17 protein-coding genes and 1 tRNA gene are annotated in these 18719 nt (G+C 56.8%); 8 read left to right on the forward strand and 10 right to left on the reverse strand.

Going from position 1 to position 18719, the window contains the following annotated elements; translation table 11 throughout:
• Position 1: 1 nt before the first annotated feature.
• The 4 genes from QNM96_RS05145 (at position 2) to QNM96_RS05160 (ending at position 4269) form a co-directional block, all read left to right on the forward strand.
• Positions 2-1711 carry a secretion system protein gene (locus QNM96_RS05145; RefSeq protein ID WP_283834930.1) on the forward strand — a complete coding sequence of 570 codons (1710 nt, stop codon included), beginning with the start codon at positions 2-4 and terminating at the stop codon, positions 1709-1711.
• Between the two features lie 126 nt (positions 1712-1837).
• Complete coding sequence (locus QNM96_RS05150) at positions 1838-2740, forward strand: hypothetical protein (protein WP_283834931.1); 903 nt, start codon at positions 1838-1840, stop codon at positions 2738-2740.
• A gap of 406 nt (positions 2741-3146) precedes the next feature.
• Complete coding sequence (locus QNM96_RS05155; protein WP_283834932.1) at positions 3147-4055, forward strand: PGF-CTERM sorting domain-containing protein; 909 nt, start codon at positions 3147-3149, stop codon at positions 4053-4055.
• A gap of 106 nt (positions 4056-4161) precedes the next feature.
• Positions 4162-4269: transfer RNA gene (locus QNM96_RS05160), tRNA-Ile, on the forward strand.
• 321 nt (positions 4270-4590) lie between these two features.
• Here QNM96_RS05160 and QNM96_RS05165 read toward each other — a convergent pair.
• The 9 genes from QNM96_RS05165 to QNM96_RS05205 all read right to left on the reverse strand — a co-directional run bounded on the left by QNM96_RS05165 (position 4591) and on the right by QNM96_RS05205 (position 14626).
• The gene (locus QNM96_RS05165; RefSeq protein WP_283834933.1) at positions 4591-4947 is read right to left on the reverse strand and encodes an SHOCT domain-containing protein; all 357 of its coding nucleotides are present in this window, start codon (positions 4945-4947) and stop codon (positions 4591-4593) included.
• Positions 4948-5064: 117 nt separating this feature from the next.
• Positions 5065-5367: a hypothetical protein gene (locus QNM96_RS05170; protein WP_283834934.1), complete on the reverse strand. Its 303-nt coding sequence runs from the start codon at positions 5365-5367 to the stop codon at positions 5065-5067.
• Positions 5368-5864: 497 nt separating this feature from the next.
• Positions 5865-6857 carry a sulfite exporter TauE/SafE family protein gene (locus tag QNM96_RS05175; RefSeq protein WP_283834935.1) on the reverse strand — a complete coding sequence of 331 codons (993 nt, stop codon included), beginning with the start codon at positions 6855-6857 and terminating at the stop codon, positions 5865-5867.
• A 101-nt stretch (positions 6858-6958) separates the two neighbouring features.
• A complete protein-coding gene (locus QNM96_RS05180) occupies positions 6959-9022 on the reverse strand; it encodes a cation:proton antiporter (RefSeq protein ID WP_283834936.1) in 2064 nt (687 codons plus the stop codon).
• 159 nt (positions 9023-9181) lie between these two features.
• Positions 9182-10528: a potassium channel protein gene (locus QNM96_RS05185; protein ID WP_283834937.1), complete on the reverse strand. Its 1347-nt coding sequence runs from the start codon at positions 10526-10528 to the stop codon at positions 9182-9184.
• A gap of 77 nt (positions 10529-10605) precedes the next feature.
• Complete coding sequence (locus QNM96_RS05190) at positions 10606-10872, reverse strand: hypothetical protein (protein ID WP_283834938.1); 267 nt, start codon at positions 10870-10872, stop codon at positions 10606-10608.
• 64 nt (positions 10873-10936) lie between these two features.
• A complete protein-coding gene (locus QNM96_RS05195; protein ID WP_283834939.1) occupies positions 10937-11410 on the reverse strand; it encodes a hypothetical protein in 474 nt (157 codons plus the stop codon).
• Between the two features lie 98 nt (positions 11411-11508).
• Positions 11509-13776: a heavy metal translocating P-type ATPase gene (locus tag QNM96_RS05200; protein WP_283834940.1), complete on the reverse strand. Its 2268-nt coding sequence runs from the start codon at positions 13774-13776 to the stop codon at positions 11509-11511.
• A 196-nt stretch (positions 13777-13972) separates the two neighbouring features.
• On the reverse strand, positions 13973-14626 hold the full coding sequence (locus QNM96_RS05205; RefSeq protein ID WP_283834941.1) for a DUF305 domain-containing protein: 654 nt from the start codon (positions 14624-14626) through the stop codon (positions 13973-13975).
• Between the two features lie 232 nt (positions 14627-14858).
• Here QNM96_RS05205 and QNM96_RS05210 point away from each other — a divergent pair, with 232 nt between their 5' ends.
• The 4 genes from QNM96_RS05210 (at position 14859) to QNM96_RS05225 (ending at position 17896) form a co-directional block, all read left to right on the forward strand.
• Positions 14859-15749 carry a type II CAAX endopeptidase family protein gene (locus QNM96_RS05210; protein WP_283834942.1) on the forward strand — a complete coding sequence of 297 codons (891 nt, stop codon included), beginning with the start codon at positions 14859-14861 and terminating at the stop codon, positions 15747-15749.
• A 139-nt stretch (positions 15750-15888) separates the two neighbouring features.
• Positions 15889-16443, forward strand: a complete 555-nt coding sequence (locus QNM96_RS05215; RefSeq protein WP_283834943.1) for a VIT1/CCC1 transporter family protein — start codon at positions 15889-15891, stop codon at positions 16441-16443.
• A 256-nt stretch (positions 16444-16699) separates the two neighbouring features.
• Positions 16700-17155, forward strand: coding sequence for a DUF6653 family protein (locus QNM96_RS05220; protein WP_283834944.1), 456 nt, complete (start codon positions 16700-16702; stop codon positions 17153-17155).
• A gap of 90 nt (positions 17156-17245) precedes the next feature.
• On the forward strand, positions 17246-17896 hold the full coding sequence (locus QNM96_RS05225; RefSeq protein ID WP_283834945.1) for a hypothetical protein: 651 nt from the start codon (positions 17246-17248) through the stop codon (positions 17894-17896).
• 51 nt (positions 17897-17947) lie between these two features.
• Here QNM96_RS05225 and QNM96_RS05230 read toward each other — a convergent pair whose 3' ends face one another.
• A complete protein-coding gene (locus QNM96_RS05230) occupies positions 17948-18583 on the reverse strand; it encodes a hypothetical protein (RefSeq protein ID WP_283834946.1) in 636 nt (211 codons plus the stop codon).
• Positions 18584-18719: the final 136 nt, after the last annotated feature.

Here is an 18719-nt window from a genome sequence, read left to right on the forward strand (position 1 = left end):
AATGATGACTATTGCTACTCTCTTTGAATCAGTCGCGAAAGCGTACCCCTGGGATGTCGAGGCGAGCGACGAGCTCGCCGAGTCGCTCTCGTTTATCGACTCATCACTTCGTGCGGAGACGGTCGTCCGGGCGGGATACGGTGCTGGCATCTGCTCGATAGGACTCCTAATTCCGCTGTTCGCTTTTCCGGTTCCGCTCCCCATTGTGGTGTTTTTCGTACTCGCAACGCCGGTGGTTGCCGTCCACGCCGTCCACTCGACTCCCCGTCTCCTCGCGGCGTTTCGCCGAACCGAAGCCCTGGGCGACACGCCGAGTCTGATCGGACGTGCGGTTCTCCGAATGCAAGTCCAACCGGCTCTCGAGAGTGCAGTTCGGTTCGCCGCCTCGACGGGTCGTGGTCCACTGTCGGAGAACCTGTCGGCACACATCGATCGGTCGATGGGAACGCCACGAACGGGGCTCCTGTCGTTCGCCGACGAGTGGGCCGAGTGGTTTCCGGCCCTTCGACGGTCGGCTCACCTGCTCGCGACTGCACAGGAAGCACCCGAAGCCGAACGGACCAGAACGCTCGATCGGGCGCTGTCAGCGATTCTCAACGGCACTCGCAACCAGATGGCAGATTTTACGGCCTCGATTCGCGGCCCGACGACTGCCCTGTTCGCGTTCGGCGTCATGCTTCCGCTCGCACTCGTCGCACTTGTCCCGTCGGTCCCGATGGTCGGAATCCCGGTCAACATCTGGATGGTCGTCTTGCTCTACAATATCGTCCTCCCGGCCGCTCTCGTCGCCGCCAGCCTCTGGTTGCTCGTCCGACGGCCGGTTGCGTTTCCACCGCCACAAATCAATCGCACGCACCCGGATGTCCCCGATCGGTTGTGGACTCGAGCGCTGTGTGGCATCGCTATCGGATTGGGTACCTATGTCGGGGCGAGAGCGGTTGGCTACGCCGAACTCGCGCCGGTAGCTGGCCTCGGCCTCGGAACCGGGATTAGTTTACTCGCAGTCTACGGCCCCGTCTTGCGTGTGCGGAACTACGTTCGAGACGTCGAAGCATACCTGACCGACGCACTCTATCTCGTCGGTCGGCAAGTCGCAGAGGGAGAATCCGTCGAATCGGCGATCGAACTCGCTGGAAACCGCGTTCCCGCCGAGACCGGCGAGGTCTTCGCACGGGCGGCCGGGCTCCAGCGACGACTACACCTCAGCGTCGAGGAAGCCTTTCTCGGCGAGTACGGCGCGCTCGAGTCGATTCCAAGCCCTCGAGCACACGGTACTGCAGCCCTGCTCGCCATCGCCAGTGACGAAGGACGACCCGCCGGGCGCGCGATCGTTTCGATGGCCGACCACCTCGAGGAACTCGAAGAACTCGAGGGCGAAACTAAACGCAACCTCGAGGAGGTAACGGGAACCCTCGATAGCACGGCCGCGTATTTCGGGCCCCTCGTCGCCGGGGCAACTGTTGGTCTGGCGAACATGATGGCCGAGATGGATCTCTCGTCGCTCGACGGTGCAACTGCATTTCCGACCGAGCAGTTGGCACTGTCGGTCGGCGTGTTCGTGCTCACGCTGTGTTTCATCTTGATCCCGCTTTCGCTGGCGCTCCGACACGGACTCGATCGCGCGCTCATCAGCTATCACGTCGGCCGAGCGCTCACAGCAGCGACGGTTGTCTACGTCTTCGCAGTCGTCGCGATCGACATCGTGTTTTGACCCGTTCGTCTTCCTCGAGAGCGAGCAACCAAATCTCGACAGCGAGTTTTGACTCCCCCTCACGTGCCGTATCGCTGGAAACTGGCCGGCTATGAGTTTAAATACGAACAGGCGGCCACAGCCAGCATGGATCTGGAGGCACCCGCAGACGCGTGGTACGTCTGGTTCGCAGTCAGCATCGTCACTATCGCGATGGTCGGCATCGCCCTCGGCCTTCCAACTGGACCGCCCCCAGACGCCAACGAAGCCGCGAATACCATCGAGCGAACGACCGGGGGTGCCTACGAAACGAGTTCGGCCTACGAACACGACGCCGATGAGATGAAAATCGACGGACCGACGGTTTCGCTCCGGAACGAGCACGGAACTGCCCACTCGAGTCTCTCATACGGAGCCGTCGTTCCCGTAACGGGGAACGAACGACTCGAGAACATTACGTCCGGAACGTCGTTCGAAACGGAGTACGCCGAGGAAATCTCGGATCCGAGTATCGGGGCGACCGAGGCGTTCTTCGACGACATCGAGAACGTCCGAGCGGACAATGCGGGGAAGTGGATTTCAGCACCCGGGGAGATGCAGGTTCAGGCAGTCAGCACAGTCTCTCCGTCGGTCGATGTCTCGGTCGAGCCGGAGGAATGGGGACGTGGAGACACGACTCGAAGCCTGGAATTCTCCTATGAGGCGAACACGGAGACGCAAGTGCAAATCGAGACGATGGGCGTCTTCTGGGCAGAAGACGAGCCTCGTACGGAGAAGCAACTCGTGGAGGCCGACGAATCCTCGAGCACATCACAGTATGACATCTACGAGGGAGATAGCGCTCAGAATCAACTTCACTACCCGTTCGATATCGATGTCACGGTCGAGGGCAAGCACGTCTGTCAGGAGACGATTACGGAAGCAGACCACGGCGAACAGGTCACGGTCTGCGGCGAGAACGAAGGGAATATCGACGCGACCGAAGGGGTGGACTGGGTCCAGCTCGACGACGAGACGGGCAAATACCGAGTGACGCTCGTCGATTCGTGATCTAAAAAACCGATTCCTTGGGGCCACGGTTTCACCGAAGTCGACTCCCGGTTATCAACTCAATCAGTGAGTTCGTTATCCGCTCGAGTAGGAACCAGTTACCGGCGAATACTACGTTCTGTATCTGTGATGGGAAACGGAGTGTTCCGGCCGTCTGGACTGCCTGAGCGCCCATCAGGGGATCTCGATACTGAATACTCCTCGCGTTTTCGTTCGATGAGAGCCGTTCGGTTCGATGAGGGATTAGCAGCTTCATACCGTATGGTAACACCTGCATATCTACAACGGGGTTTGTCGAGTGACTTGTCATGGTCAATCCCTCACTATCGAGGAATATCCAGAATACCTACCCATGATCAGGTTACCGTTCACTACCCCCGATCGAAACACGGTACAGATTGCGACAGTGAGTGTTATCGTGGCTGGCTGCATCGTCGCAGTCGTCGCGTTAGCAGGTGCTGGCGTGACAGCCACCGAGATGCCTAACTCACAGCAGTACGCGGCGACACCGCCGACAGAAAACGTCTCGGAGGAGGCGTACGAAGAACCGGCACCGGGGCCGGACGACCAGTACTTCGAGGCGGCTCACCCCGACGGAGACTGGGTGAGTTACGTTAACCCGCGCGATAAGTACCGAAGCCCGTATCTGGGCGACGGGTCCGGAAAAATCTGTGTTACACTGGTCAACGAAGAGGGCGAGTTCGTCGAAGGCCAGAGCATCCCCGATACGACAGTCGAAGTCCCGACTGGGGACTCCCTCGAGTGGCATACGTACGCCGATCCGTTCACGGTCGAGTACCCGCTGACCGAGAACTACGAGCGACCGCTCGACGCTGACCAGTTCGGTACATCCCCGGATCTCGCACAGGGCGACGGCTACATGGATAGCCACTGTATGGAAATTCACGGTATGCCCGAGGATGGAACGATCGAGTACGGCGAAGCCTCTCTCAGCGGCGAACACGCTGACGACGTCGAGGTTGTCGGCTACATCCAACAAGCAAACGAGGGCTGGGATACGGACATCGACCCGATAGAAGACGCTGAATCGTACGAAGAAGCCGGCGGTGGCTGGACGTACTACCCCGACGGTTCGCACGGACAGGTTGTCGTCGTGTTGCAACTCGACGGAGCCGACGGTGGTTCGGACACGAACGGTAGCTCGGATGCGAACGACGGCTCGGAGAACAGTTCTGACGATAGCAGTGGCGAAAACGGAAGCGATGACGCTGCTGCCGAAACGATTCCTGGGCTCGGGATCCTGACCGCACTCGCCGCCCTTATCGCCGTTTCTCTCCTGCGACTCCGGCGATAAGTTGTTCGGCCAGTGTTTGCTCGAGTGACGCGAATCCGTTTTCGAAGGCGGGAACTCGAGAGCCAAGAGTAAGCGTTAACTTCACCCCCTGTCATCGGTGACACGAGGGCCCTTAGCTCAGTCTGGTTAGAGCGCTCGGCTCATAACAAACGCCGGTGGATCGCCGGGTTTGGGGGATACCGAGTGGTCGATGGTTCGAATCCGTCAGGGCCCATGGAGCGAGGCAAGCAGACGCGAGCCTCGCGGAATGGATCGCTGACGATTCGAATCAGGGAGGAGTTTCGCTCCGACCAAGGTTCGAATCCGTCAGGGCCCATGGTTTGAGAGAATTGGCGTAATAGCCACTCAGGAAGCCAAATTCGCCACTTATTCTATTACAGAACTTTTCGACCTGACGGGATCATCCAAAATGTGCGGGGTTCTGAGCCAGCCGAATTCGGGACGGTGACACGTGCATGATTTACTGACTTCGATCCTGAGAAACTGGATCCACTCTCAAGAATCAATGAGACTTCTGAACTGATTTTCCCAGAGACTACACCTTGCTTTGGAGTCGTTCGCGGCGTTCTTCGAACTCTTCATCCGAAATATCGCCACGGGCATAGGCCGTCCTCAGCTCTGCGAGTGCAGTGTCACTTTGTTGAGGACTGGACTGGCGAATCGAACTGTACAGGAGGTACCCGGTCCCGAGAATTATGAGCAAAGGCACCACCGACATGAGAAGCCACATCCACGTGGCTCCTGTGCCGTTCCACATACTACCATCCCACATGTGTCCCCACCCCCATACGCCCATCATCGGCATCATCACTACCATCGTGAGGAAGGGCAGAAGCAGGATCGCAGCAATAACGATCAGGACCGTCCGAACCAGTGAATCATCGGTTGCCATACTCTGATATACGCTGTCCAAGTATGTTATCTAGTCCCCAAATCCCACGCAGCAGGAAAGGTAGTGCGATCAGATGTGATTACGAAACAACTCTAAAATATAGTGAGCATCTGTTGCTCATTCGCTGACAGTGGATCTCGCGGCAATGGTGTTGTATATCCACGAAAAGACGTACAGGACGACGAACGTAATGATCGCCGCCTCCACCATACCGGTGATGATCCCGCCGAGCGTGAGCGAGAAGAACATATGCCATTCCATCATCATTGCGGCCGCTCCTTCGTATAGACCGACATTAGCGAGTATTCCGAGCAATAGCATGACTACTGCCGCCATGATCGCTCCTGCGAACGCTAACGCCGGTACGTTGAGATGATCCACGAACGCAGCGTCGGTTTGGGAAGCGGTTGTCGTTGCCATGATTCTCTGGGGGGTTCCACCCGGAATCTCCCCAATCTAAGCTAGGTCGGCAGAGTGCTTTACTGTACTCCAAACCCCCCTCCTATGGGGTCAAATAGCACGACTCTCCCAGTAAACACTCATGTTTTAAATCAATAGGCTGGATTTCAGCATGAACGTCCACTATCGTTAGCAGATTCCAACCGGTCCTCGGAGGTAGCGATACGCTCTGGAAAGGCCAGGCGGGTGATTGAGCACTGCGAAAACCAAGAAAAACAATAATGTAGCGGTATCAGATTCTGTTTCTTCAAATTTCAGGAGTAGATGATCTTTGGCTGCGAATGGAGTTTCTCACGCAACCGGACGTGATCAATCACGGATCGTCCTCTGACGAGTTTATATAGTCGCCTTTAGAGATAGAAGCAACGAGTTCGGTTCGCTGTGAGCGCTATGCTTGCAGTAAGTTCTCGGATTATGAATTCGAACGGTAGTGAGGATGACTTGAATACGTTAATTGATCAAAACAGACCAGATCGTTCTTCGCGTATATTTCGCACCCCGAGGTAGAGGATGATCACGCTCATCACCAGCGCACCTCCAAGGAGAAGCGTCAAACTAAGCGTATGCAACAGTTCTATGTCGTATGTATGGCTGATAGTTTTGCTGGCCACTGAGATACTTCCGATGAGTAGCATAGCGCCGAAGGTCGTTCTAAGTTCCGCGTCGTCGAGATAGTCAGTGAGCACAGCACCGATACGAGTTCCGACCGTACTGCCAACGAGCAACGGAACCAACATGGCGAAATGAATCGCTCCCCGCTGTCCGTAGACGAATGCCCCGTACGCACTGGAGATAGTAATCTGAAAGATGTCCGTACCGACGGCGACGGCTCCCGGCATCGCCAAGCCGTACATGAGCGCGGGGACCATCAAGAATCCGCCACCGACACCGAGGAATCCGGACAGACTTCCGATTAACAACGCAACCGGAAGCACCACCCAGACGGAGAGGGTAATGCCATTGTAAAAGGTGACCGTTGGCGGGATGGTGACTCGTTCGAGGTGAGCGGAGAGAGACGACGGGTTCTCGACAGAACTCTCGTCTTCTATCGCGGGATGTCGTCCGTCGCGGATGACGAACACACCGATTGACGCGAGGAGTACGACGTAGAGAAGACTGACGACGAGATCTGCGAGTCCGATATCCGCCAGCAGCAGTAATGCCCGTTTCCCGATCTCGATGCCGGCCGTCATTCCGAGAATCAACAGGAAACCGAGTCGATAATCGATATGATCGAGGCCGCGATGCGTAATCGTCGCAGTGAGTGACGTCCAGAAGACGAACGCGAGCCCAGTTCCGACAGCAGTAGGGGCGGAATGTCCGAGAACGAGAAGCGCAGGGGTAACGAAGAAACTCCCACCCATCCCGAAGAACCCAAAGAGGATACCGACAGTCAGTCCAAACACGACAAATAGAACGATAAGTGGGATACCCACTTCGAAAAGGCTCATACGCTACTCTACGATTGCGATCGCTACAGTTGTTACTCTCACCATTTGTTCGCAATTTTGGAGTGATCTCATTTTCACAAATCTCGGTAATTCGAGCGTTTTTATTCCATCGACAACTGTGGCTGCTCATCGGTATCCTCACCGACCGGCGGATAGATTACGACGAAGTCGCCCGACGTGAGCGTCGGGACGCGTTCGGTCAATTCCTGGAGTTCCGGTCGCCAACCGATGGTGTTTCGGCGAGCGCTCGCACACACCACGAGATCGCCCGCCGTCACGTCTTCGGAAAGAACTCGAATCAATCGGTCCCAGTCATCGATGTATTCTCTCTCAATAGGCGTGTTCGATTCGTGTTCTCCGAACAGTTGCTCGTAATCATTCCCCGACTCCTCGACGACGAGTGCTCGTATCGGCGCTCCAGTACCCGCTGCAATCCGTTCGATCGTTTGTCCGACCTCGTAGAAGTTTGGATCGTGTGACAGCTCGTGTGGAAGCACGAAGACGATTCGGGAGACGGTATTGAGAGGTTCCCTGATTCGGGAGACGAGAACGAGTTGATCAGTCCATGCGAGAACCTGCCGCGTAGTCTGACTGAAGAGAGGTTGTCTGTAGAGCCGCATCCCGTCCCAGTCGAGAAGGATCGTCGTGATCCGGTTTTCAACGGCTGCGCGAGTGATCCCGGAGGCGATGTTGTGATCGACCCGCGTGTGAAACGTTACCGGCACCTCTGCGCCGGCAGCATACTCTTCCGTGTGTGCGATTGCTGCATCGGCGGTCGCAACCTTTTGCTCCGTTTTCGGTCCCGGGTGGACGACGGCCAGCGTGTGTAACGGTTCGGTAGATTGTTCCTCCCGGATAGATAACGCTAGATCGACCAGCGATTCGTGATACCTCATCAGCTTCTCGTGGTGCTCGGGTACCGGAGTAAACGGAATGAGGATCCGTTGGCGAACGTCGGTCGGCTCGCGTTTCCCTCCCCGCTCTTTCGTCACGACTGCTCGACCGTATTTCTCCACCACGATCGGACTGACCAGACTCACGACGAGGATCATCGACACCGCGCCGTTGATCATATCCGTATCGAATCCGGGAATATCAGCATCGAACGCGATGAGCACGATCGCTAACGCTTCGGCCTGTCCGACCGAGAGACCGAACATGCTTCCGATCTGGTCGTGATCATACGCGTACAGCAGGCCGGTCAGCCAGGACGCGACGAACTTTGTGACGAGTGTGAGTCCGATCAGTGCCCCGGCGAGCAGCAGCGACTCGCGCCCCCCAACAATCAAAGTCACATCGACGAGCAACCCTATCGAGAGGAGAAAGAACGGGATGAACAGTGCGTTGCCAACGAACTGGACGCGATTCATCAACGGCCCTCGATCGGGGATGAGCCGGTTAAGCGCCAGCCCTGCCACGAGCGCTCCGATAATGGGTTCGGCTCCGACTACTTCCGCGAACACCGCTGAACCGAAGAGGGCAGCCATGACGAACAGGAACTCGAAATGACTCTCTTCGGCGAGGCTCCGAAAGAACCGGCGACCGAGCCACGGAACGATATACCAGATCCCGGTGAAGAGCAGCGTGATACCAAGCCCGAGTTCCACCCAAAACAGCCAATCGAGGGGAGCTTCCGCTGAAGCGACGACGATGACGAGAACGAGCAGTGCGAGTACGTTCGTGAGCACGGTGCCGCCGATGGTTGCCGTGACGGCGTCATTGCCGACGATCCCTAATTGACGGGCAACAGGATATGCGAGCAGCGTATGCGAGGCGAAGATAGCTGCGAACAATAACGCCGTCGGCAACGAAAATCCGAACACCCACATCCCGAAAACGGTACCGACTCCCTGAGGAATGAGGAATGCGAGAACGCCGAAGATGATGCTCTGGTCGATGTTATCAAAAAACCTATTGAGATCAATCTCGACACCGGCGAGGAACATCAGATAGATCAGTCCGACCTCCCCGAGGAGAACGATCGCATCCCCTCGCTCGATAATACCAGCTGCATTCGGACCGATCGCAGCCCCAACGAGGATGATTCCGATAATGCCGGGTAATCGATGGCGTTCCAAGAGGAGTGGCGCGACGAGAAAGATGACCATCGCCAACGCGAAGATTGTTACCGGATCTTCGACAGGAATGGTTTGAAACAGTGTCACTAGGAGTTCACCGTCGATCAAACCGTCATACCACCGCTTCACCTATCCTCTCTCCGATCGTTTTCGGAGATATTGCGTCACAAACCGACAAGGGACGGATTCCACGGCGAAATAGAGGACTTTTTGCCAAGCTGGCGGAATCGATAGCGGCTGGGTGTATCACCCTCTTACGTAGATGAGAAGATCGTTTTGTTGGAGTTCGAAATCGTGATCAGGTGCAAGGTGCAACTCATCATTTCGAGTGACACCGATGATACGGTCAATGTCGAGTGCTGAGAGTTCTCCGTCCGGGTCGCTCAGACGAGTGAACAGGATATCACTGTCAGTGCCGCTAACGGGCTCGTCGAGGACGGCAGCAGCGACCATCTGTCCGGAGATATCCGATAACTCAAGTACGTAGTCAGCACCTGCTCGTTTGACTCGTCCAACTGCCTCGCTCTCCGTCACTCGCACAAAAATATCGACTGTAGAATTCAACTCACGGGCGAGTAGTGTTGCGTACAGTGCTTGTCGGTCTTTAGGAAGCGAAATGATGACTGCGTCTGCATTTTCTACGCCCGCTTCTTGAAGTGTCTTCGTAGTGGTTGCGTCGCCGACGACGTCTACGTGTTCGTCCTCGTCAATGTCTACGACGGTCGGATCCGCACCCCAGGTTTCCAACGCCGACCGAACGGTACTGCCGACCGTTCCGTGACCAAGGATAACGATTCGATCGGACGGGATTCCCCCACTCATCGCATAGTGCGTGGCGAGCGCTTGTCCGATTACCTGTCGTGGCTGTACGACGTACTCGACGCCAGCCGAGTGCAGATACTGTCGGAGTGTCGCGTCCTCAAGCGTTGCGGTTATCGGGACCATCGATGCCACATCGTGGACAGCGAGCGCAGCGTTCAGCGTCAACTGATCGTCGCCAGCGACGACCGCTGCCTGTGCCTTCTCGACCGAGGCTTTCCGGAGGTCAGATTCGGATTCTGGATCTCCGTGTAACACGGTGTGTCCGAGGTCGCGGAGTTCTGCTGCGCGATCTTGGTCTGTTTCGATGATTACGTAGGGGTGTTGATGAGCGTGTGACTCAATCTCGGTGATGAACGTGTGGACGAGCGGCGTGTGTCCGGATATTACGACGTGATTTTCGAGTGGCTCAACAGTATCGAACCGTCGTTGCTGGATGAATTGACTAAACCAGGGCACGACGAATAGTGGCAGGAGGAGAAAGAGGAGCAGGATGCCGGTGAATTGCATCAGAATCGTGAACAGGTTCATGATCGTCGTTTCCCATGGTGCGTCTTGCCCGTATCCCGTGGTCGTCAACGACTGGACGACTGTCTGGAGGGCGGCAGCGAGAGAGAGGTTGCGGTCCTCGTATACAGCCATACCATACCAGTAAAAGGCCGTATAGACGCTCACGATGACGGCCACGATGACGATGTACACCGCGATGCGATACCCGAGGCTCAGCTTCGTTAACCGACGCGTCGTCTTCGTTGCCCAGCGATCGATACTCATCCCCATTCATCTATTCTCGCCATAGCCGAAGACTGCTGGGTCTTTCATCAGCAGTTGGGTGCTACTCGGCTCTCTTATCAGGAATGTCCGTCGTCTTCTTCTCTCATTTCGAGCATATTTAGGTGCATAATGTGCAGGTGTGTTCCGACGCTGTATAGAAGCAGACCGAGTCCAACGAACAGCGCGGGCATCACGATCACCTCGTATATCGGGATCAGGTTCGGAACCGCGATCACCAGCAGTCCGACTAGGAAGGTAAGGACGATGATACTGAACCCGACCTGAAGGTACCTGTAGCACGTCTTCGCATCTGGTAACAGTTCTATTTTGTACTTCTCAGACATAGCCTTCTTTTCTATCAACCGTATACACGTGTCATCATTGTTAATCAGCACACCAAAGCGAGAATTAGATTGACTCGAACCTTCGATTGACGAGGAACCGTAATCGAAATTGTCGGTACCGATAAAACACGTTCGCGTACACCCAGATGAACGGCGTGAGTATTCCGGCGTCAACCGTGATTTCATCGATGTACTGAGTGTGTCCTTCTTCGGTCTCAGCGATCGTGATGGTGTGGTCCCAGTGAGAGACGAGCGTTCCCTCACCGTCGTCTCGGATTCGGTATCGCTGCCCTCCGGGAGTCGTCTCGACCGTCGGCTTGGAGACGTCTATCCACTGTTTTCCAAGTGGAAGGATTCCCATTGCGCGTAACGAAACGAGGTACCGCCCGTCGTCCCAGATCGCTGGAAACAACTCGGGATCGAGCGGAGCGAATGTCATCAGCGGCCACGAGACGAATAGCAGCAACTCGGGTCGGAGCACTTCGACCCACGCTCGCTCCGGCGTGCACTCCAGTTCCGTAGCGATACGTGCCTGCATAGTAGATTACTACAACATCCCGGCTAATGGATTCGTGAGCGTCTCTCACCGTCTTTCAACGGTCTTCCTTGACCGTAAGCTACTGATTGTTGGCCAACTTATACTGTGAGATCTGCCCGTCGCAGGAGTTGGGCGTTGATTGCGACGATGACCGTACTCGCCGACATCAGGACGGCACCAAGAGCAGGTGAAAGCAGGATGCCGATCGGGGCGAGGATGCCGGCTGCGAGCGGCAGCGCGAACACGTTGTAGCCGGCTGCCCAGACGAGGTTCTCCTGCATCTTTCGGTAGCTCTTCCGACTCAACCGGACGAGATGCGCGACGTCTCGCGGATCGTTCTCCACGAGGACGACGTCTGCGGACTCGACGGCGACGTCAGTTCCCGAACCGATGGCGATTCCGACGTCAGAACGCGTCAGTGCGGGTGCATCGTTCACCCCGTCACCAACCATCGCCACGAGCTTTTCCTGTTCTTGCAGTTCGATGATTTTCTTGTCCTTGTCTTCCGGGAGGACTTCCGCGAAGTACGTGTCGATATCGAGTTCTTCAGAGACGGCCCGAGCGACGTCTTCGGAGTCACCGGTCAACATCGCAACTTCGACGCCCATGTCGTGGAGTGCCTCGATCGCCTCGTGACTCGCGTCACGAATTACGTCCGCCAGCGCGACTGCGCCCCAGGCTTCCCCGTTCCGAAGCAAGTACACAACGCCCTGCCCACGGGAACCAGCCTCGTCTGCGAACGCTTTGAGGTCGTCATCGGGTTCGACATCGAGGTGACGAAGGAGATTCGGCCCGCCGACGTAGACTGTTTCACCGTCTCGAACCTGGTCACCGGCCGCTCCGGGGGTTGCGGCGGCTTCCACCTCGACGGTTGCACGGACGCCCCGACCTTCGAGCGCCTCGAACTCTCGTACGTCAGGGACGGAAAGCCCTCGTTCACGAGCCTCCTCACGAATTGCTTCCGCAATCATGTGTTCGGAGTCTCCCTCGGCAGCAGCCATCACCGCCAGCAGTTCGTCTTCGTCCCAACTTCCCGACGTAGCGATATCGACAACACCCTGTTCACCTTTCGTGAGGGTCCCCGTCTTGTCGAAGACGATCGTATCCAGGTTTCGCGCATCCTCCATGGCGATCCGATCTCGGATGAGCATGCCGTTGTTCGCCGCCATCGTGGTATTGATGGCGACCACTAACGGGACGGCGAGCCCGAGCGCGTGCGGACACGCGATGACCAACACCGTGACGACGCGCTCGACCGTCGTCAGACCGAATCCCGCGGCTATCGTCCACGCAACGGCCGTTACGACCGCAACGGAAATTGCGACGTAGAACAGCCAGCCAGCGGCTTTATCGGCCAGCACCTGCGTTCGTGATTTGCTCTGCTGAGCTTCCTCGACCAGCCGCATGATGCCCGAGAGCGTCGTCTCCTCGCCGGTCGCGGTGACGCGAACGCGAAGGCTTCCATCCTGATTCGTCGTGCCGCCGATCACCTCATCACGCGGTTCTTTCTTGATCGGTCGTGATTCACCGGTGATCAGAGCCTCGCTGACGTTCGATTCGCCTTCCTCAACGATGCCATCAGCGGGAACGTTCGATCCCGGGCGAACCAATACGAGGTCGTCGGTTTCGAGGTTGTCAACTCTGACTTCTTCGGTTTCGCCATCTTCCGTGATGCGTTCGGCCGTATCCGGCATTAACGCCGCCAGTTCGTCGAGCGCGCCCGACGCCCGGCGGACGCTTCGCATCTCGATCCAGTGTCCGAGCAGAAAGATGACGATCAGCGTGACGAGTTCCCAGAAGAACGGCTCGCCGATCCCGAACGCGACTGCGGCAACGCTGTAGACGAACGCGACGGTGATAGCCAGCGAGATCAACAGCATCATTCCCGGTTCGCGGTTCCGGGCCTCAGCGGCACCCATCCGCAGGAACGGAATCCCACCGTAGAGGAAGACGATCGTGCCGAGAACTGGCCCGACGAACATGCTTCCGGGGAACGTTATGGCGGCGTAGCCAAACCACTCCTGGAGCATCGGGCTGTAGTAGAGAACTGGGAGCGAGAGGACGAGGCAGACGAAAAATCGTTGCTTGAACATCTCCTCGTGACCGGCGTGATCCACGTGCGCCTCGTGGTCGGGGCCGGGGTGCTCTTCGTGTGCGTGATCGGACGGCTCGTGAGCGTGTTCCGTGTGTTCTTCCTCCCGATCCTCGCGTCGAGCTGACGGCGCTTCGGTTCCTTCGGTCTTCTCGGCAGTCAGTCCACAGACTCGACAGCACGGGCAATCACGGTCGGTCGGCTTTTCAGCCCGTGTTTGCTCTTCGTGGACGTGATGCGAATCGGGTGTATCCGCGGGATCGTATTGTGACATGGGTAGTGCCTCCGTCGAAGCCGTTCCCGGGGTTCGTTGAGTCCTTCACTGAAGAGCCGCCAGCGAGGGACTAACGGAGTGGTTCGGAGACGGTCGCTGTTCCTGTTGTTCGCTACACAAGATCCTAATTATTGTGGGGTGTTTTCCCTCGTTCGGACAGAAATTCCCGAGAGAGCCCGAATAGTGGATTCGGGCATCAACAATCCCAGTCATCTTGCCACCCCTCCATCAGTTCGATCTCTTCTTGCTGGGATTCGATAATATTCTCTGCGAGGTCGGCAACGCGCTCGGATTCACCCTCGTCGAGAACGTGCTCGGACATCACGATGGCACCTTCGTGATGGCGAATCATGTGTTCGGCGAACAGGCAATCGAACTCCTCGTTTTCGGCGCGGCGGAGTTCCCGCCCGTCGTCATGGGTCATCATGTGCTCTCGCGGCATCATCTCCTCCATCTCGTCGGGGTGCATCCCGTCTCCCATCTCATCATCGTCGTCGTGCATCCCATCTCCCATGCCATCACCGCGCATCATGCCACCCATCTCATGAGGCATCATACCGCCCACCTCGTCACAGCCAGCAACCTCGGCGTCGTCGAGCAAGTCACACATGAGATCGACCTCTGCTTCTTGCTCCTCGATGATCTCCATCCGGAGATCGAGTAATTCCTCCCGATCGGTTCGCTCCGGAATGAGTTCGGCCATCTGGATCGCTCTCTCGTGATGGGGAATCATCATCCGCACGAACATGATATCCACATCGTTGAACTCCTCATCCTGTGCGAACGCGGTCGGCACCTGTGTAAGCGCCAGCGCGCCAGCCGCTACCTGTAGTAACTTACGTCTCTCCATTGTTGATCAGAACACAGCGATCCGTGTTCTGTCCGTAGCAGCACGGCTGCGAGGTTAACATTCACAGTCAGATTATGAGAGTGTAACGAAGCCTGAACGGTAAGACCTATCCATGATTCGATGAACGCTGATCCATCTCAACATACATTTCCTCCATGCCATTAATCACAACTATCGAAATTCTCCATAGAATCGAATTCCCGCTTTCGGTACTGGGATGTAAGCGTATTACATGAGTAGAAACGAATACAGAGGGACTGCGGGCCGAGTAGCGATTCTCGCACGCGCAGGTACCCCCTGGGGATTCCCGGTTATCTATCTCGGCTGGGCGTACCTGTTCTGGGTACCGATCATCGTATCGGATGCGTCGGTCTGGTCGTTCCCTAACGTCGGTTTCTTCATCGTTGGTGGGACGAGTCCATTACTGGCTGCTGTTCTCCTGAGTTGGTTCCTCTATGGGCGAGCAGGGGTACGTGACCTCGGACACCGGCTGATCGATGTCGGACGGATCAGTCTGCGCTGGTGGCTGATACTCGTGCTGTTCTGGCCAGTGTTCAATCTCGTTATGGCTGGTATCGCACTGGTGTTCGGTATCATGCCGGCACCGCTGGAATTCATCTCGACTGATCGCCTGTTCGATCCGGTGGTGGTGATCTCGATTCTCGTGTTCGCGTTCGTCCTTCCACTTCCCGAAGAGATCGGCCTTCGGGGCTACTGGCTGGATCGACTTCAGGAACGCTTCAGTGCGCTCACGGCAGGGCTGACAAACGGGATAACGTGGACGATCTGGCACGCGCCCTTCGTTCTCTTGCCCGGTTACTATGCACACACGACGTTTCAGCCAGAACTGTCGTGGTGGATGCCGATGCTCGTACTCATCACGCTCTTTCACGTGTGGATGTACAACAACACGAATCGGAGCATCCTCGCGGTGCTCGTATTCCACGCGTTCGTGAACCTGACGGGCGAAGTTATGGGATTCGCCCCCCAGATGTACCCGTTCGTCCTCACGGGCTACGTCCTCGTAGCAGTGCTCCTCATTGCAGGGTGGAGTCCAAAATCACTCCGCGGCTGGAAAAGGGCTCGGCCTCCAGTGACGGATCTCACTGGTAAGTCATTCTAGACGTTCGTTTTTCCGTGCGGGTTGTGCTGGCAGCGTTATAGAGAGACATACTAGTCACTATTCTGATCTGATTCGGTGGTACCCCCTGAAGAACCAGTCTCCGGTGAGGGTTCAATAGTCTTCATCCTGTTGATTCGCTATGATCACACGGTTCCTCGGCGATGAGGTCGAAGACGCAGGAGGCTATATTTCGGAGGTTATCTACGGTGCAAACGACGGTATCGTTACGACCTTCGCGGTCGTCGCCGGAGTCGCCGGTGCGGCGCTCGATCCGGCGATAGTGTTAATCCTCGGGGTCGCAAATCTCTTCGCAGACGGATTTTCGATGGGAATGAGCAACTACCTCAGCCAGAAATCGACGCTCGATTACGAGGAGGCTCGATATGGCGCTTCCCACGGAGGAAAGCCACCGGCACGTACCGCTGGTACTACATTTCTGGCGTTCATCCTCGCTGGCTGGACACCGCTCCTCCCATATATCATTGGTGTCGAGGCTACCCTGTTCGTGACGGAAGGTTCGACGTTCGTCGTTTCGGCTGTTGCGGCTGCCGTCGCGTTCTTTCTCGTCGGCGCGAGTCGGAGCCTTGTCACGAACCGTACCTGGTATGCAGCCGGCGGAGAGATGCTGACAATCGGAATGATCGCAGCTGCGGTTGCGTTTTCAGTCGGAATGCTCCTGGGTGGTCTCGCATGATGGTAAGGAGGTTTCATCCATACATACGTCCTGTTCTCTGGACGATTTGTGGTACCCGCAACAAGCCATCTACTCCCGGTCAGGAGTGACTTGCGAGGAAATGCGTCTTGCATCAATCACGCGATTTCTGTCAGATGTTGGTTGTGGAGTGGGATGGCTGGACTGCTTCGCTACAGGCTGTGAATGCGAATAGATCCCCGACTTCAGAAAACTGACCGGCATTCGTATTATTACTCCAGCGGCCATCACTTGGGGCATGTCCCGGACGACCAGCGGTTCACTCCGCGATTGGCTCGAGGACACATTCTGGGAACGCCACGCGAACTCGAAGAGTGGCTGGTCACGGGTACTCATTGGTCCGCTGTTCCTCGTAGCCGTGTATCGTCGGGATTGGCGGTTGTTCGTCGTGGCAGTTCTCGCTGCTGTGATCAACCCGGTCGCGTTCGCGCGCCCTGATCCCGAAGAGGATAGTTGGATGACTCGCGCTGTCCGAGCCGAACGGTGGTGGCTCGATCAGGGTAATAGGACGGTCGGACTCGGCTGGCCGAACGTACTCACGGCGTTGGCCGTTCCCGCTTCCGGGTATGCACTGTACGCTGCCTATACCAGACAGCCGGTGCGAGCTACCGTCAGTTTCGCCCTGGCGATGGGGTGTAAATTCGGGTGGATCGAGGCGATTTCCCGGAAGTACGACGCCGCGAACGAAGCCTGAAAGGCACGTGAAGTACGAGGTGACCGACGTACGGCACCTTTCACCTTTCCAGAGGTAGGCGATTCTAGCACCAATGGAGATGGAACAACGATGACTATTCAGAGTGAAGGCAGCGACCCGGTTACTCGTCTGGGCTTCTGGTCAGCGTTAGTAACAGCGGTTAGTGCCGGGACGTTTTCGATCGCTGCGCTCTTGGAGATGGCAAACGCTATCCCGGTAGTTCTGGGGTGGCAGATCATCTACGCATCGTCGTTCGTACTCGCTGTCGCGTTCGTGGTGATGATGATCAGTATCCATCACACCACACCCGAAAACCGCCAGGTCTGGAGCTTTACGGGGGTCAGCTTCGCAATCCTGTACGCATCGAACGTGTCGATAATGTATATCGTACAACTGTTCGTCTACATTCCGAGGGATCAACGTGGTGAACTGAGTGAGAGTGAAGCGATTTTGCTGTCGGATACATTCGGGTCGTTCCTCCAGGCAGTAGACGGGCTCGGCTATCTGTTCATGGGAGTGGCGTTTTTGGCCGCCGCTCCAGTCTTCACCACTCGCGGCTTAGAGCGGTGGGTTCGATGGTTTTTCGTCGCTAACGGCCTCGTCACCGTGCCGGTATTCCTGACGTATTTCGTCGATCCAGCGTATATCCTGCTGGCAGGGTTGTGGACCATTGCAGTTCCAGTTGCGACCGGTCTCGTTGCGATCAATTTCCGTCGGCAACATCGTGCTGTCACGTCGTAACGGGTCGCCCATCCGGAGATCAACAGTACGAACAGCGATCACGCACTCCCGTCAGTCCTGGCTGACGAGTCGAGAAATGCTCTCGTTTCGACCGAAGCGTTCAGCGCGGACTTTGATCCCACGCATCAGTCCACGCTCCATGATGAAATGCGGGAGTTCGTACGCCAGGTAGCGAAGGACGTAACCGACGACAGTTCGGGTCTTCGGCTTTCGACCCCGAACGATGAAACGCGTCGTCTCCTCGCCCGTCGAATCGAGGTGGAACGTCCACGTCCCGCCGTCGTGTCCTTGGAGAACGAGCGTTCGGTCCGGTTCAATTCGTTTGACAGTCATTGACGTGGCCGGACTCTGTAACCAGTACTCGTCGTGAACCATGCGAATCGAATCACCTTCCTCCAGTTCCTGGAGCTCCGGAACGATTCGATCGACGTTGTGGATGTCGGCACCGACGAGATTTTCCAGCCAAGTGTAACTGTAGAAGCCACCGCGCCCCTGTCCGAGTTGAACGATCCACGGCCAGACGTCGTCACGTGGTGCCTCAATCGTGATCGCGCGGGTGGTTTCATCGCTCGGTTCGGGAACGAGGTCGTCGCCCGGCAGCTGTCGGCCGATCTCCTCGTCGGTGGCACCCCACGTTCTGTGCCACGGCCGGAGAAGAACATGATAACTCGTTACGAGCCCGGCCAACAGGAGCAGAATCAACGCACCGTCGTGCCGACGGGGTGCCGTCGAGGAAACTTCCGTTGTTTCTTCCCCTCGTCGAAAATGCGTGGCTGACTCGGATCGTGCGCGTTGATGAAATCGTCTCGGTATGGCTCCAAAC

It is taken from the genome of Halostagnicola sp. A-GB9-2, assembly GCF_030068615.1.
Lineage (GTDB): Archaea > Halobacteriota > Halobacteria > Halobacteriales > Natrialbaceae > Halostagnicola.

What these genes read in the sequence shown, in the direction of transcription:
- QNM96_RS05145 (WP_283834930.1), top strand. Translation starts at nt 2, where the DNA reads ATGATGACTATTGCTACTCTCTTTGAATCAGTCGCGAAAGCGTACCCC.
- QNM96_RS05150 (WP_283834931.1), top strand. Translation starts at nt 1,838, where the DNA reads ATGGATCTGGAGGCACCCGCAGACGCGTGGTACGTCTGGTTCGCAGTC.
- QNM96_RS05165 (WP_283834933.1), bottom strand. Translation starts at nt 4,947, where the DNA reads ATGGCAACCGATGATTCACTGGTTCGGACGGTCCTGATCGTTATTGCT.
- QNM96_RS05170 (WP_283834934.1), bottom strand. Translation starts at nt 5,367, where the DNA reads ATGGCAACGACAACCGCTTCCCAAACCGACGCTGCGTTCGTGGATCAT.
- QNM96_RS05175 (WP_283834935.1), bottom strand. Translation starts at nt 6,857, where the DNA reads ATGAGCCTTTTCGAAGTGGGTATCCCACTTATCGTTCTATTTGTCGTG.
- QNM96_RS05185 (WP_283834937.1), bottom strand. Translation starts at nt 10,528, where the DNA reads ATGAGTATCGATCGCTGGGCAACGAAGACGACGCGTCGGTTAACGAAG.
- QNM96_RS05190 (WP_283834938.1), bottom strand. Translation starts at nt 10,872, where the DNA reads ATGTCTGAGAAGTACAAAATAGAACTGTTACCAGATGCGAAGACGTGC.
- QNM96_RS05195 (WP_283834939.1), bottom strand. Translation starts at nt 11,410, where the DNA reads ATGCAGGCACGTATCGCTACGGAACTGGAGTGCACGCCGGAGCGAGCG.
- QNM96_RS05200 (WP_283834940.1), bottom strand. Translation starts at nt 13,776, where the DNA reads ATGTCACAATACGATCCCGCGGATACACCCGATTCGCATCACGTCCAC.
- QNM96_RS05205 (WP_283834941.1), bottom strand. Translation starts at nt 14,626, where the DNA reads ATGGAGAGACGTAAGTTACTACAGGTAGCGGCTGGCGCGCTGGCGCTT.
- QNM96_RS05210 (WP_283834942.1), top strand. Translation starts at nt 14,859, where the DNA reads ATGAGTAGAAACGAATACAGAGGGACTGCGGGCCGAGTAGCGATTCTC.
- QNM96_RS05215 (WP_283834943.1), top strand. Translation starts at nt 15,889, where the DNA reads ATGATCACACGGTTCCTCGGCGATGAGGTCGAAGACGCAGGAGGCTAT.
- QNM96_RS05220 (WP_283834944.1), top strand. Translation starts at nt 16,700, where the DNA reads ATGTCCCGGACGACCAGCGGTTCACTCCGCGATTGGCTCGAGGACACA.
- QNM96_RS05225 (WP_283834945.1), top strand. Translation starts at nt 17,246, where the DNA reads ATGACTATTCAGAGTGAAGGCAGCGACCCGGTTACTCGTCTGGGCTTC.